Below are 13,987 nucleotides of genomic sequence, written 5' to 3'. Positions count from 1 at the left end.
AATCCCTCGGACAGGACTACATGGCGATATGCACCGCCGCCGCGCCCTCTGGCCGTTCCCGCACCTCGCCGATGATCCATCCAGGACAGTGCAGGGCATGAAGACGATCCAGTATCTCCTGGGCCAGGGTCTTTTTGACCATGAGCACGTACCCCACCCCGCAGTTGAAGATCTGGAGCATCTCTTCCCAGGACAGCCCTCCGCGCTCACGCAGCCAGCGGAAGACCGGCGGCACGGGCCAGGCGCCAAAGGTGATATGCGCCATGGTTCCCCGGGGCAGGACCCGAACAATATTGTCGTAGAACCCGCCGCCCGTGATGTGGGCCATGGCGTGGATTTCGAAGTCCCGCAGCAGGTGAAGCACCGTATCCACATAGATCCGTGTGGGAGTGAGCAGCGCCTCGCCCAAGCTCTGGTCCGAGTCGGCGAGCGGGTCTTGCAAGCGAGCACCGCTTTCCGCCACGATTTTGCGCACCAGCGAATACCCATTGGAGTGCACGCCACTGGAGGCCAAGCCAATGACGACATCGCCCACGCCCACGGAAGAGCTGTCCACGATGCGGTCATTGTCCACGATCCCCACGCAAAACCCGGCGAGATCGTATTCGCCCGGACGATAAAAATCCGGCATCTCCGCGGTCTCACCGCCGATGAGGGCGCAGCCCGCCTGACGGCAGCCCTCGGCGATGCCGGCGATGACCTGCTCGGCCACGTCCACGTCCAGCTTGCCGGTGGCAAAGTAATCCAAAAAGATGAGCGGCTTGGCCCCTTGCACCACGATGTCGTTGACGTTCATGGCCACGAGGTCGATGCCGATGGTGTCGTGACGGCCCAGGTCCCAGGCGATGCGCAGCTTGGTCCCCACACCGTCCGTGGCGGCCACGAACACCGGATCGCGATAGTTGGCGAGCACCGGCTTGAAGAGTCCGCCAAAACCGCCCAAATCGCCAATCACCCCTTTGGTGCGGGTGGAGGCCACATGCTTCTTGATGCGCTCCACCAAGGCATTGCCCGCCTGGATGTCCACGCCAGCGGCCTTGTAGGCCTGGTCTCGATGTTCCATAACTTCCTCCCTCTTGCTTCCATGGGGCGGCATCGGATACGCTGGACACGTCAACGCCCCAGGAGGCTTTCATGAATACGCGCCCCACCCCTTCAAGTAAAGCAACTGTCTGCCTTGCGGCCCTGGCCTTCGCCCTGACCGCCGTCCCCTGGGCCCACGCCCAAGGCATCGTCATGGAAAGCACTCCCCAGGCCGAGACCCAGGGCTTTTTCGACCAGGAAAGCATTCTCTTTACCGACAACGCCACGGAAGAGTCCATCCGCGTCACCCCGCAGGCGCCCCGTCACGAAGGCCCCATCCTCCTGGCCCCCGAACTGCACTTGGATCTGGAGGTGCAGCCGCCTGCGCCCAAGCCGCCCCGCGTGCTCCTGCCGGCCACGGAGTAGCCCATGCGCCCGGCCCTGCTCGGAAAGCCCCTTGCCGCAGGCAATATCCTCTGCCAGGCCTGCGGACATTTCTGCCGCCTGAGTCCAGGTGCGCGCGGCCGCTGCCAGGTGCGCGCCAACGAAGGTGGGCAATTGGTTTCCCTGGTGGGCTACCGGGTGGCCGCCCTCCACGTGGATCCCATCGAGAAAAAGCCGCTCTTCCATTTTCTGCCAGGCACCACGACCCTCTCCCTGGGCACCCAAGGCTGCAATTTCCATTGCCATTTCTGCCAAAACTGGAGTCTTTCCTGCGTGCGCGGCCCCATCCAGGGCGACGAAGTGGACCCGGCCGAGCTGGCCCAGGCCGCCCGACGCCTGGATTGTGCCTCGGTGGCCTTCACCTACTCCGAACCCACGGTGTTCCTCGAGCTTGTGGCGGCCACAGCGGACCAGTGCCGGCAGCGTCACCTCGCCACGGTGTTGGTGAGTAACGGCTTTCAAAGCCCCCAGGCCTTGAAGCTCCTTGGCGAACGCATCGACGCCGCCAACATCGACCTCAAGGCAGGAAGCGAGGGCTTCTACCGCAATATCTGCGGCGGCCGTCTGGTCACGGTGCAGAAAAACCTCGTGGCCATGCGGCGCATGGGGTGGCATGTGGAGGTCACCACCCTGATCATTCCCGGCCATAACGACAGCGACGCGGAGCTCACCAGCATCGCCCGCTTCCTTGCCCAAGAACTCGGGCCCCACACCCCCTGGCACGTCTCCCGTTTCCACCCATGCCACCAAATGCCCCACGTGCCGCCCACACCCCGCGCCACCTTGCTGCGGGCGCGCGACATCGGCCGGGCCGCGGGACTCCACTTCGTGTTCGTGGGAAACGTGCGGGAAGCAGGGCTGGAAGACACCCTCTGCCCGGGCTGCGGCCACACCGTCATCCGCCGCCTGGGGTTTCACGTAACAGAAATGGCCCTTCGCGACGGCGCCTGCCGCCACTGCGGCCAGACCATCATCGCCGCTCCTTCGCGCTCGTTGCCGTAACGATCAGAACTCCACCCCGGCCTGCGCCGCGACACCCTCGGCGTAGGCGTGGCGCAGCGGGAGCATCTCGGTGACGATATGGGCCCGGGCCACCAGCCACGACGGCGCCCCGCGGCCCGAGAGCACCACATGGCAGGCAGCGGCACGAGCGCTGTCGAGCACGGCCTCCAGCTCCGAGCGCTCCAGCAGCCCATAGCCCAAGGCATAGACGGCCTCGTCCAAAACGAGCATCCGGCAGCCGGAGTCCACCTGGGCGTGCGCCCAGGCAAGGGTCGTTTGCGCTGCGGCGCGGTGGGCGGGAAAATCCTCGCTGCGGCGCAAGAATCCGAGCCCACCGGCATAAAAACGCTCGCCCAAGAACTCGGCCAGAAAGCGCTGCTCCCCGGCCTGATGGGGACGCTTCATGAACTGGGCGAAGGCGACGGTCATGCCGTGTCCTCGGGCCCGCACCGCCTGGCCCACGCAGGCCGAGGTCTTGCCTTTGCCCTCCCCGGTATAGACGATGATCACGGGGTGCATTGGGCCTTCTCGCACAGGTGGGCGGCGCATCTTCGGGCTTCACGCAAGATCTCGTCTTCACCATCCACCACGCCGTTGCGCATGAGGATCCGCCCCGCGCAGATGGTGTAGAGGACGCGGCCCCCGCTATACACCCAATTGGAAACCACATTATGCACCGGAGTCATGCACGTGTCGTCGAGGCGCACCAAAATACAGTCCGCCGGTGCGCCCACGGCAAGGCGGCCACATTCCTGGCCGTAGATCTCCGCACTGCCGCGGGTGGCGGTATACAGGGCCTCCGCCGCCGGCAGGGCGCACGGGTCCGCGCTCAACAGCTTGGCGAGCAAGGATGAGACCTTCATCTCTTCGCGCATGTCCAAGTTGTTGTTGGACGCACAGCCATCGGTGCCCAGGCCCACCCGCACTCCGGCGCGACGCAGCGCACCGTAGTCCAAAGCCCCGGAGGCCAGTTTCATGTTGGATACCGGACTATGCACCACCCCCACCCCGTGGCGGGCAAGGAGCTCCCGCTCGGCGTCGTCCAGCCAGACCCCATGGGCCGCCACCACATGCGGGCCGAGCACCCCAAGGCGGTCCAGGTACACCACCGGCCGCACCCCGTGCTCCCGCACGCAGTCTTCCACCTCTTTGCGCGTCTCGGAAAGATGCAGGTGGAGGATGAGACCGCGCTCCCGGGCAAAGTCCGACAACCACACCAGCGACGGCGCCGACACCGAATAGATGGCATGAGCACCCACCACGAAGAAGACCGAATCCGGATCCTCCAGGCTTTGCGTGTACAGGTCCGTCACCTGCCGACGCATGGCCTCGGCGCGTGCCGGGTCGCCAAAATCGAAAAAGGCCCCGCACACCCCGGCGCGCAGTCCCATCTCCACGGCGGCGCGGACCGTGGCCCGCGGGTGCCAGTACATGTCCACGAAAAAGGTGGTGCCGGTCTTGATCATCTCCAGGCAGGCGAGCTTGGCCCCCCAATAGACGTCTTCGGCGCTCAAGTGGGCCTCAAAGGGCCAAATCTTGGTGGAGAGCCAGGAATGGAGCTCCATGTCGTCGGCGTAGCCGCGCAGGAGCGTCATGGCCGCATGGGTATGGCCATTGGAGAAGGACGGGAACAGGGCCAAGGACCGGGCGTCCAGCACCTCGTCCGCCGGCAGGGAAATCTCCGGGGCGATGGCGGCAAAGCGGCCATCTTCGATGAGCACGTCCCGCACCCCTTCGGGGAGCAGGGCCCCACGGATCAAAAGGGACATAGCGACCTCCGCACGCATTTCTTGACAGGCAGAGGTGCGCGAGGAACGCGCCCCTGTCAACGGCACTGCTGCGCCCACAGGGCGTGCAGGCGCGTGTCGGCGGTGAGTTCCGGATGAAAGGCCGTGGCCCAGATCATTCCCTGGCGCACGCCGACCACCTCATCCCCACGCCAGGCCAAGGGGAGCACGGCCTTCCCCCAGGCCACCAGGCGCGGGGCGCGGATGAACACCCCAGGGAAGGCTCCCAGGTCCGCCACCTGCACCTCGGCCTGAAAGCTCTCCCGCTGGCGGCCATAGGCGTTGCGCGCCACCTGGATGTCCATCACCCCCAACGTGGTCTGATGGCGCCCCGGATCCCGGGCCAAGAACACCAATCCGGCGCACACCCCCCACACCGGCCGCGTGGCGGCGAAGGAGCGCAGCGGCTCCACGAGCCCGCCGGCGGCGGCAAGGATACCCAAGCTGGTACTCTCTCCGCCGGGGATGATGAGGCCGCAGAGCCCTTCCAGGTCCTTGGGGACACGCACCTGCCGGTGCGCAATGCCCAAACGCGCAAGGGCCGCGGCGTGCTCGGCAAAGCCCCCTTGCAGGGCCAGCACTCCGATGCGCATCACCAGCCCCTCTGCGCCAGACGGGCCGCGTCCGCCAATTGCTGCACCGCCACGCCGCTCATGGCCTCGCCCAGGCCGGCGCTGATCTCGGCGAGTTTCTCAAAATCGGCAAAATGCGTGACCGCCTGGACAATGGCCCGGGCGCGGGCCTGCGGGTCTGCACTCTTGAAGATGCCGGAGCCCACGAACACCCCGTCCATGCCCAAGTGCATCATGAGCGCCGCATCGGCCGGCGTGGCGATGCCGCCCGCGGCAAAATGCACCACCGGCAAGCGGCCGAGCCGGCGCGTCTGCCACACCAGATCCAGGGGAGCGCGCAGCTCCTTGGCGTAGGCGGCCACTTCGTCCTCGGCCATGGAGCACAGACGCCGGATGGCCCCCTGCACCAAGCGGGCATGGCGCACCGCCTCGGACACATCCCCGGTACCCGCCTCACCCTTGGTGCGGATCATGGCCGCGCCCTCGGCAACGCGGCGCAGGGCCTCACCCAGGTCACGGCAGCCGCACACAAAGGGCACGCGAAAGCTACGCTTGTCGATATGATGGGATTCGTCCGCCGGGGTCAGGACTTCACTCTCGTCGATGTAGTCCACGCCCACGGCCTCCAGGATGCGGGCCTCCACGAAATGGCCGATGCGGCATTTGGCCATGACCGGAATGCTCACCGCAGCCATGATCTCGCGAATGAGCCCAGGGTCGGACATGCGCGCCACCCCGCCCTGGGCGCGGATATCCGCCGGTACCCGCTCCAAGGCCATGACCGCGCAGGCCCCGGCCTGCTCCGCCACCACCGCCTGCTCCGGGCTCACCACGTCCATGATCACCCCACCCTTGAGCATGCGCGCCAGTCCCTCGCCCAATACGTCGCGTGTCTCCATCGTCGTCCTCCTTGTGATTGCTGGCAAAACGCCATGATGCCCACCAGCGGGCGCAGCACAAGAAGGAATCCTTGAGGAACAAAATCAGGAGGAATTTTCCTGGTTGAGACCCTGGAGACAGCAGGTCACGGCATGGGGGAGAAAAACCAGCCGCATCTCCAAGGAGGTCCCATGTCCGCCCCATCGCCGACCATCTGCTTTTGCTTCGGTTATACCGAGGCCGACATCATCGCCGACGTCCGGGCCCATGGCCGAAGCACCATCATGGAAGGTATTGTGCGTGAAAAGGCCCAGGGCGGCTGCAGCTGCGCCACCACCAATCCCAAAGGCCGCTGATGTCTGGCGGACGTCCGCCAGGTGGTGGACCGCACCCTGGGCCGCAGAGCCCTGTGACGACGCCGGAGTCAGACCACCCCGAAAAGGGGCACCCGCAACGCCGATCTACTGCACCGTCCCCCGGGCCTCCCGGGCCAGTTCCGCCACTTTGGCGCGCAGATACTGGGCCACGAGATCGCCCATGTCCGGATCGGTCGCATGGGCGGCGGCGTACTCCCGCAAGTCGGCCTCCATCTGCGCCTCCATGCGGGCGGACTCCAGGAACATGAGAAACACCAGGCACAAGGCCGCGTCGTTTTCTTCCCCACCGCTCACGAGCACCTGCAGTTGGGCATCCGGGATGGTCTCCAGCAGCCGGTCCACAAATGCGGAAATCCATTTCTCGTAGAGCTTGGGCATGAGCGCCGGCACCAGCTCCGCCAAGCGGGTGGCGGCGTCGGGGGTGATATTGGGAAGCGTGACGAGAAGATACTCGCGAATGGCCTCGTGGCGCTGCGGTTCACTCCATTGGAATTTACCCAGTATGGTCAAAAAGACCTTGGCCCGGATCTCGCTGGAAGAAAGCATCGTATTCTCCGAAATCAAGGATGATCGAAATAGGGGGAAAGCAGCTCGGGCGCATCCTTCTGGATGGCCAAAACGATGCGCGCGCACGCCCATGCGTCGGAAGCGGCGTCGTGGTGCTTCAAGGAAATGCCCAAGTGCCGGCACACCGCAGGCAAGGCTGCGGAAGGAAGATTCCATGCCTTGCGGGAAAGGCGCACCGTGCAGACGAAGGGCACTGCCGGAATGGGGATGCCGTAACGCCCACAGCAGGCGGCAAGCACGGCGCGATCGAAGGGCGCGTTGTGGGCGGCCAGAAACCGCGCTCCGGCCACAAGGGGGGCGATCTGCGGCCACAACTGCCCAAAATCCGGGGCATCGGCCACCATGGCCGGGGTGATGCCATGAATGCGGACGCAAAACGGCGAAAAGGTCAGGTGCGGGGGCCGGATGAGACGCGCCAGCCGCGCCGTCACCCGCCCGGCCTCCACCCGCACCAGGCCCACGGCGCAGGCGCTCTCGCGGCTGCCGTCCGCGGTCTCGAAATCCAGGGCGACAAAGACGGACATCAGCAGATGCGCGGCAGCTGCTCGCCCTCCAGCATATCCGCCAGGCGCTGGCCGCCCAAGGGCGTGGTGATCACCACCCGGCTGGGGCCGGCCGCAACCGTACCGATGCGTGCGGCGTGCCGGCCCAAGGGATGGGCGCGCAAGGCCGCCAGGGCGGCGTCGCCATGCGCCTCAGGCACCAGGCACACGAGTTTGCCCTCGTTGGCGAGATAGAGCGGATCGAGCCCCAAGAAAGAGCATCCGGAAGCCACTTCCGGCCGCACCGGCACGGCCGCTTCCTCCACCTGGATCTCCACGCCCGATTGGGCGGCGATTTCATTCAAGGTGGTGATGAGGCCGCCGCGGGTGGGGTCGCGCAGCACGTGCACCTCGGGCACCGCCGCAAGCACGGCCTCCACCAGGCCATTTAAGCTCGCACAGTCGGAAACCACCGGCACGTCGAAGGAAAGGCCTTCGCGGCTCGCCATGATGGCCAGACCATGGTCCCCCAGAAAGCCGCTCACGAGCACCGCGTCTCCGGGCCGGGCCCGGTGGCCGCTGGGTGCGGGCTGCGCCAACACCTCACCGATGCCGGTGGTGGTGATGAACATGCCGTCCGCCGCACCTTTGGGCACCACCTTGGTATCTCCGGCCACCACGAGCACCCCGGCCTCCTTGGCGGCTTTGGCCATGGAGGTGACGATGCGCTCGAGGTCCGCCACCAGGAAGCCCTCTTCGATGATGAAGGCCGCGGTGAGGAAGCGGGGCCGGGCGCCGAGCATGGCCACGTCGTTGACCGTACCGTGCACCGCCAAGGCGCCGATATCGCCGCCAGGGAAAAAGAGCGGGCTCACGGTGAATCCGTCGGTGCTCACCGCCACAGGCCCGGAAACGGGCAAGAGTGCGGCGTCGTCCATGCGGGTGAGATAGTCGTTATCCAGCAGCCGGAAAAAGAGGTCGTGGATCAGGCGGTGCGAGGCCTTGCCCCCGCTTCCGGCGTCCAAGAGAATGCGGTCCATAGGGAGGTCCTTACCCGGGCTAGCGCACCCGGTATTTGAAGTATGCGGCGCACGAGCCTTCGGTGGACACCATGCACGGTCCCACCGGAGCTGCCGGGGTGCAGGCCCGACCGAAGAGCGGGCACCCGTCCGGGGCGAGTTTACCCTTGAGCACCTCGCCGCAGCGGCAGCCGGGGATGGGCGGCACGTCCTGCTCTTCCACGGCGAACACCACGCGGGCGTCCCACGGGGCGTACTCGGGCCGCAGGGCGAGACCGCTGCGCGGGATGACACCGATGCCGCGCCAGGGGGCGTCGGTGACGGCGAATACCTCGTGCAAAATGGCCATGGCCCGGGGGTTGCCTGCGTCCGCCACCACCCGGCGATAGCAGTTTTCCACCCGCGCCGTGCCGCTTGCGGTCATCTCCGCCAGGGTCTTGATGGCATCCAGGACGTCCACGGGCTCGAAACCGGCGACCACTGACGGGATGCCGTGCTCCGTGGCCAGGAATTGGTACGGCTCGGTGCCGATGATGGCGGAGACATGGCCAGGGAGGAGGAAGGCATCCAGAGAGATGTCCGGGTCCGCGGCCAAGGCGGCCAGGGCCGGCGGCACCAGCTTGTGCATGCTCAGCACGGAAAAGTTCATGATCTCCCGCGCCTTGGCCATCTGGAGGGTGGCCGCCACCGCAGGCGCCGTGGTCTCGAAGCCCACGCCCAAGAACACCACCTGCTCTTCGGGATGCGAGGCGGCCCACTCCAGGGCATCGGCCGGAGAATAGACGATCTTCACCCTGGCACCCTCGGCCTGGGCGGCCTTGAGGCTGCGGCCCCCGGGGCCGGGAACGCGCATGAGATCGCCAAAGGTGGCCACGGTCACGTTGGGGCGGGAGGCCAAATCCAAAAACGCCGCCACCTCGCGGTCATGGGTGACACACACCGGGCACCCTGGCCCGGAGAGATGATCCACTACGTCCGCCAGCACCGAGCGGATGCCGGAGCGGAAAATGGCCACCGTATGGGTGCCGCACACCTCCATGAAACGAAGGCGCCGGCCCGCCAACCGCTCGCGAATGGCCCCCACCAAAGAGCGGCACAACGCGGGATCATGAAAGCCATCAATACGCTGATCCATGGGACCTCCTGCCAGGGATAGAGAGCGCGCAAGGCGTTTGCTTTTACCGGCGACCCTGCTAAAGGCCGGCCTTGGGCCGTGTCAACCGCGCCCCGCCAAAAACGTCTGTTTCCATGACCCACGGACCTGCCATGCTCCACCACATCCCTGCCGCGCCGTGCGGGCGCATCCCTTCGGACGAAACGTGCCAGGCATGGTGGCGAACCTACGACATGCTGCCGCACATCGAGCGCCACAGCGCCCAGGTGGCGGCCATTGCCACGGAAATCGCCACTCTGGCGGCAGCCGCGGGCAAAACCATCGCCGCGGATCTCGGCGCCGCCGACGCCGTCCGCCTGGTGCGGGCCGCGGCCCTGCTCCATGACCTCGGCAAGACCTACTGCATCCGCCACGGCGGCAACCACAGCCAGCTGGGGGCGGCCTGGGTCATGGAGTGCACGGGAAATCCGCGTCTGGCGCAAGGGGTGCTCCACCACGTGTATTGGCCCGGGCCTCTGGACCCGGAGCTCCACTTCCTTCCCCTCGTGGTCTCGTACAGCGACAAACGGGTGCGGCACGAAGAGATCGTCTCTGTGGACGAGCGTTTCACCGATCTCCTGGAGCGCTACGGCCACACCCCCCAAAGCCGGGAGCACATCCACCGCACCTGGGCCCAAGCCCGGCAACTGGAATCCATCTTGAGCACCTATTTGGGAGTGCCACTGCATGAACATCCTTTTGATTGCCGGAGGCTGGTCTCCGGAGCGTGACGTCTCCTTGCGCGGGGCCGAACAGATCGAAGCCGCGCTGCGCCGCCTGGGGCACCAGGTGCGGCGCTTCGACCCCGAAGGCGGACTGCACGGGCTCTTCGACGCCGCCCAAGGCCAGGACTTCGCGTTGCTCAACCTCCACGGCTCCCCCGGCGAAGACGGCGTGGTGCAGGCCCTTCTCGAGACCATCCCGCTCCCCTACCAAGGCGCCGGGCCGCGCGGCTCTCTGCTCGCCCTGGACAAGGCCGCGGCCAAGGCCGTCTTTGTCCGTGCCGGGCTCGCCACTCCGGCCTGGGAGCTCGTGCCCGCCAACCGGGCCGCATCGTGGCGCCCCCGGCTGCCCTATCCCTTGGTGCTCAAACCCAATCGGGGCGGCTCCAGCGTGGGCGTCGCCTTTGTGACCAATGAGGCCGAGCTCATAACCCAGCTCGCCCGGCCCGAAGTGCGCGGCCAAGACCTCATCGCCGAGGCATGCATCCACGGCGTGGAGCTCACCTGCGGGGTCCTGGAAGGCAAGACGCTTCCGCCGATCCTCATCCGCCCCAAGGCCGGCAGCTTCTTCGACTACGCGAGCAAATACCTGCCCGGCGCCAGCGACGAAATCTGCCCTGCACCCGTGGATGCCGCCACCACCCGAAAACTCCAAGAGATGGCTCAAACCGCCCATGAGGCTTTAGGACTTGCCGACTACAGCCGCTCGGATTTTCTCATGGATGGCGAAGGAACGCTCTGGATTCTCGAAACCAACACCCTGCCGGGTATGACCGCCACGAGCCTCTTGCCCCAAGAGGCCGCGGCTGTGGGGCTTTCCTTCGAAGACCTGCTTGCCGAACTCATCCGGCTGGGGATGCGCAAGCAGTCATGAACCGCCTCTACGCCCTGCTTGCCACCCTTGCCGCGCCCGTCCTGCTGCACCCACGCCTGCGCGCAGGCGCAGCCGAACGGCTCATGCGCACCACGGCCCCCCGCTGCCAGCTCTGGATCCAAGCCGCCTCCGCCGGAGAGTGCCGGCTGGTGGCCCCGCTTTTGGCAGCGCTCCCGGCGCCCCTCGATATCCTCGCCACCGCCACCACCACCCAAGGCCGGGACTTTCTCGCCTCCTGCGCCCCCCAGGCATCCGCCCGGGGGATCCGTCTTACCGTGCGCCACCAGCCCTGGGACCACCCCGCACTGGTGGGCCGCCTGCTGGACCAGGCCGCGCCGAGGGCCGTGGTGCTCCTGGAGACCGAGCTTTGGCCCGGCATCCTTGCGGCCTGTGCCGCGCGCCGCATCCCGGTGGTCGTGGCCAGCGCCCGCATGACGCGGCGCTCCTTTGCCCGCTACCTGCGCCTTCGCCCCTGGCTTTCCTCCATGGGGCCCGCGGTGGTCGCCGCCGTGAGCCCGCAGGACGCGGCCCGCTTTGCCGCCCTGTTTGCGCAGGCGCAGGTGGAGGTGGTCCCCAGTCTCAAATTCGCCCTGGCCCTGGACCCCGAGGAGACACCCCCAGCGGACCTCGCCCAGATGGCGGCGGCCACCAGTCCGGTCCTGGTGCTGGGCTCCGTGCGCGCCGAAGAAGAGGACATGGTGCTCGCCCTCATCACCCATCTGCGCGCCCTGGCCCCCCAGGCGGGCATCCTCCTCTTCCCCCGCCACCTGCACCGGGTGGCTGCCTGGCAAAAACACCTGGAGCGCGCCGGCATCCCCTTTCGACTGCGCTCGGAAAACCGCCCCATCGCCCCCGGGGAGGTGCTGCTGGGAGACCGCTTCGGCGAACTGCGCGCCGCCTACGCCATGGCCCACCGCGCCTTCGTGGGCGGGACTTTCGTGGGCGGCGGTCACAATTTTCTCGAACCCTTGGCCCAAGGCGTGCTCCCCTCCATCGGCCCGCACTGGGAACACTTCGCCTGGGTGGGCCAACAGCTGGTTGACCAATGGGTGACTCGCACCACCACCCCGCGCGAAGCCGCCCAATCGCTGCTGCTCCCAGCGCCGCCGCGACACGCCGTGCGCGCGGCCTTTGCCGCAGCCGTGGCCGCCCAGGCCGATGGCGCGCGCCATATCGTCCGTCTGCTCACCCCCTTTCTGGAGCCTTTGCCCCAACCATGAACGTCCTTGCCATCATCCCCGCCCGCTACGCGAGCACCCGCTTTCCCGGAAAACCCCTGGCGCCCATCCTCGGCAAACCCATGTTCTGGCACGTGGCCACCAGGGCCGCGGCAAGCCCTGCGGTCGGGCGCGTGGTGCTCGCCACGGACGACGAACGCATCGAGGCCGCAGCCCGCGACCTGGGGGTGGCCGTGGTGCGCACCCGACCCGATCACCCCAGCGGCTCCGACCGGGTGTTGGAAGCCGCCCGCATCCTGAAGGCCACAGCGGACACGGTCGTGCTCAACATCCAGGGTGACGAACCCCTGCTCCACCCGGAGATGCTCGACGCCCTGGTGGCGCCCTTTGCCCGCCCCGAAGTGGGAATCACCACCTTGGCGCGGCCCATCAGCGCCCATGAGGCCACACGGCCGGACACGGTGAAAGTGGTGCGCGCCACCGACGGCCGGGCGCTGTACTTCTCCCGCGCGCCTATCCCGTACGGCCGCGACCAGGAAGCCGAGTACCTGGGGCACATCGGCCTCTACGGGTTCCGGCTGCCGCTTCTTGAAAAGTTTGCCAAACTGGGCCAAAGTCCTTTGGAACGCATGGAATGTTTGGAGCAACTGCGCCTTCTGGAGGCCGGCATTCCCATTCACGTGGCCATAACGCACCACATGAGCTTCGGTGTGGACCGGCCGGAAGACATCGACACCGTAACCCGCATCCTCAACGAGCAGGCATCATGAAAGCTCTCCTTGCCCTGGAAGACGGCACCCTGTTCCCCGGAACCTCGTTCACCGGACCGGGCGAAACCGGCGGGGAAGTCATCTTCAACACCGGCATGACCGGATATCAGGAAATCCTCACGGATCCGTCCTATTTTGGCCAGATGGTGTGCATGACGTACCCGCACATCGGCAACTACGGCATCAACCCCGAAGACGTGGAGTCCGGCCGCATCCACTGCGCGGCGCTCATCGTGCGTGAATGCTGCACGACACCCTCCAATTGGCGGGCCACGGAAAGTCTGCCCCGATACCTCTCCCGGCACGGGGTCATGGGGCTGGAAGGCATCGACACCCGGGCGCTCACCCGGCACCTGCGCATCCACGGCGCCATGCGCGGCGTCATCTCCACGGAAGTGGACGACCCCGAGGCCCTGATGGCCAAGGCCCGCAGCCTCCCCCCCATGGAAGGGGCAGGACTTGCGCACCATGTCGCCCCCAAGGCGCCGTACCACTGGACACCGCAGGGCCCCGTCCCGGCCCCGCAAAACCAAGACGGCTTGCCCTGCTGGCCCGAGGGTGGACGCTTCCGGGTGGTGGTGTACGACTACGGCGTCAAGTGGAACATCCTGCGCCTCATGGAGGCGCAAGGCATCGCCATCATTGGCGTACCGCCACGCTTCCCCGCCGAGGCCGTGCGGCGGCTCTCCCCCCACGGCGTGTTCCTCTCCAACGGTCCCGGCGACCCCGCGGCCCTCACGGAGGAGATCGCCATCATCCGCCAGCTCTGTGACGAATTCCCCGTGGCCGGCATCTGCCTGGGACACCAGCTCTTGGGCCTGGCCCTGGGCGGCCGCAGCTTCAAGCTCAAGTTCGGCCACCACGGCGTGAATCACCCGGTGCAGGACCTCTCCACCGGCAAGATCGACATCTCCTCCCAGAATCACGGTTTTTGTGTAGACATCTCGGGCCTGGACCACCTGGAGCAGACGCACATCAACCTCAACGACAAGACCTTGGAAGGCTTCCGCCACCGGGAAAAACCCATCTTCTGCGTGCAGCACCACCCGGAAGCCGGCCCTGGCCCCCATGACTGCCAGGCCTTCTTCCCGCGCTTTGCCCGGATGCTGGAAACCGGCGCCCCGGTCTAAACGCCAAG

The 13,987-nt window shown here is 66.8% G+C and carries 17 protein-coding genes; 8 read left to right on the top strand and 9 right to left on the bottom strand.

What is annotated here, in order from left to right; translation table 11 throughout:
* Positions 1-16: 16 nt before the first annotated feature.
* Positions 17-1,063 carry a phosphoribosylformylglycinamidine cyclo-ligase gene (gene purM, locus BR00_RS07750; protein ID WP_496477020.1) on the bottom strand — a complete coding sequence of 349 codons (1,047 nt, stop codon included), beginning with the start codon at positions 1,061-1,063 and terminating at the stop codon, positions 17-19.
* Positions 1,064-1,134: 71 nt separating this feature from the next.
* On the opposite strand from purM, the gene BR00_RS07745 reads away from it, so the two are divergent.
* Positions 1,135-1,449, top strand: coding sequence for a hypothetical protein (locus BR00_RS07745; protein WP_496477019.1), 315 nt, complete (start codon positions 1,135-1,137; stop codon positions 1,447-1,449).
* A 3-nt stretch (positions 1,450-1,452) separates the two neighbouring features.
* The gene (gene amrS / locus BR00_RS07740; RefSeq protein ID WP_496477018.1) at positions 1,453-2,469 is read left to right on the top strand and encodes an AmmeMemoRadiSam system radical SAM enzyme; all 1,017 of its coding nucleotides are present in this window, start codon (positions 1,453-1,455) and stop codon (positions 2,467-2,469) included.
* A gap of 3 nt (positions 2,470-2,472) precedes the next feature.
* On the opposite strand, the gene BR00_RS07735 is transcribed toward amrS, so the two are convergent.
* The 4 genes from BR00_RS07735 to pdxS are packed head-to-tail and all read right to left on the bottom strand — an operon-like array spanning position 2,473 to position 5,727.
* Entirely contained in the window at positions 2,473-2,979 is a 507-nt protein-coding gene (locus tag BR00_RS07735; RefSeq protein ID WP_496477165.1) for a cob(I)yrinic acid a,c-diamide adenosyltransferase, read from the bottom strand.
* On the bottom strand, positions 2,976-4,238 hold the full coding sequence (locus BR00_RS07730) for an amidohydrolase (RefSeq protein WP_496477017.1): 1,263 nt from the start codon (positions 4,236-4,238) through the stop codon (positions 2,976-2,978). Before BR00_RS07730 ends, BR00_RS07735 begins: the two co-directional genes overlap by 4 nt.
* 56 nt (positions 4,239-4,294) lie before the next feature.
* Positions 4,295-4,849 (bottom strand): pyridoxal 5'-phosphate synthase glutaminase subunit PdxT, encoded by a 555-nt coding sequence (pdxT, locus tag BR00_RS07725; protein WP_496477016.1) that lies wholly within the window; start codon positions 4,847-4,849, stop codon positions 4,295-4,297.
* A complete protein-coding gene (gene pdxS, locus BR00_RS07720) occupies positions 4,849-5,727 on the bottom strand; it encodes a pyridoxal 5'-phosphate synthase lyase subunit PdxS (RefSeq protein ID WP_496477015.1) in 879 nt (292 codons plus the stop codon). The genes pdxT and pdxS overlap by 1 nt, the downstream gene beginning before the upstream one ends.
* Positions 5,728-5,898: 171 nt before the next feature.
* Between pdxS and BR00_RS07715 the strand changes: the two genes are divergently transcribed.
* Positions 5,899-6,063 carry a hypothetical protein gene (locus BR00_RS07715; protein WP_496477168.1) on the top strand — a complete coding sequence of 55 codons (165 nt, stop codon included), beginning with the start codon at positions 5,899-5,901 and terminating at the stop codon, positions 6,061-6,063.
* A 105-nt stretch (positions 6,064-6,168) separates the two neighbouring features.
* On the opposite strand, the gene BR00_RS07710 is transcribed toward BR00_RS07715, so the two are convergent.
* The 4 genes from BR00_RS07710 to hypD are packed head-to-tail and all read right to left on the bottom strand — an operon-like array spanning position 6,169 to position 9,287.
* A complete protein-coding gene (locus tag BR00_RS07710) occupies positions 6,169-6,630 on the bottom strand; it encodes a hypothetical protein (RefSeq protein WP_496477014.1) in 462 nt (153 codons plus the stop codon).
* Positions 6,631-6,644: 14 nt separating this feature from the next.
* Positions 6,645-7,175, bottom strand: coding sequence for a 3'-5' exonuclease (locus tag BR00_RS07705; protein WP_496477013.1), 531 nt, complete (start codon positions 7,173-7,175; stop codon positions 6,645-6,647).
* The gene (gene hypE / locus BR00_RS07700; protein ID WP_496477012.1) at positions 7,175-8,173 is read right to left on the bottom strand and encodes a hydrogenase expression/formation protein HypE; all 999 of its coding nucleotides are present in this window, start codon (positions 8,171-8,173) and stop codon (positions 7,175-7,177) included. Before hypE ends, BR00_RS07705 begins: the two co-directional genes overlap by 1 nt.
* Positions 8,174-8,192: 19 nt before the next feature.
* The gene (hypD, locus tag BR00_RS07695; protein WP_496477011.1) at positions 8,193-9,287 is read right to left on the bottom strand and encodes a hydrogenase formation protein HypD; all 1,095 of its coding nucleotides are present in this window, start codon (positions 9,285-9,287) and stop codon (positions 8,193-8,195) included.
* Positions 9,288-9,418: 131 nt separating this feature from the next.
* On the opposite strand from hypD, the gene BR00_RS07690 reads away from it, so the two are divergent.
* From BR00_RS07690 to carA, 5 genes are read left to right on the top strand one after another with little or no spacing between them, the layout of a single operon-like run.
* The gene (locus BR00_RS07690) at positions 9,419-10,036 is read left to right on the top strand and encodes an HDIG domain-containing metalloprotein (protein ID WP_496477010.1); all 618 of its coding nucleotides are present in this window, start codon (positions 9,419-9,421) and stop codon (positions 10,034-10,036) included.
* Positions 9,993-10,901 carry a D-alanine--D-alanine ligase family protein gene (locus tag BR00_RS07685; protein ID WP_496477009.1) on the top strand — a complete coding sequence of 303 codons (909 nt, stop codon included), beginning with the start codon at positions 9,993-9,995 and terminating at the stop codon, positions 10,899-10,901. The genes BR00_RS07690 and BR00_RS07685 overlap by 44 nt, the downstream gene beginning before the upstream one ends.
* Complete coding sequence (locus BR00_RS07680; protein ID WP_496477008.1) at positions 10,898-12,121, top strand: 3-deoxy-D-manno-octulosonic acid transferase; 1,224 nt, start codon at positions 10,898-10,900, stop codon at positions 12,119-12,121. The genes BR00_RS07685 and BR00_RS07680 overlap by 4 nt, the downstream gene beginning before the upstream one ends.
* On the top strand, positions 12,118-12,849 hold the full coding sequence (gene kdsB, locus BR00_RS07675) for a 3-deoxy-manno-octulosonate cytidylyltransferase (RefSeq protein WP_496477007.1): 732 nt from the start codon (positions 12,118-12,120) through the stop codon (positions 12,847-12,849). The genes BR00_RS07680 and kdsB overlap by 4 nt, the downstream gene beginning before the upstream one ends.
* Positions 12,846-13,979, top strand: coding sequence for a glutamine-hydrolyzing carbamoyl-phosphate synthase small subunit (carA, locus tag BR00_RS07670; RefSeq protein ID WP_496477006.1), 1,134 nt, complete (start codon positions 12,846-12,848; stop codon positions 13,977-13,979). The genes kdsB and carA overlap by 4 nt, the downstream gene beginning before the upstream one ends.
* The last annotated feature ends 8 nt before the right edge of the window (positions 13,980-13,987 follow it).

The sequence above is a fragment of the Thermodesulfomicrobium thermophilum DSM 16697 genome (assembly GCF_059568695.1).
Note: the sequence above shows the minus strand (reverse complement) of the source record. Positions and strands in the feature narration are given on the sequence as shown.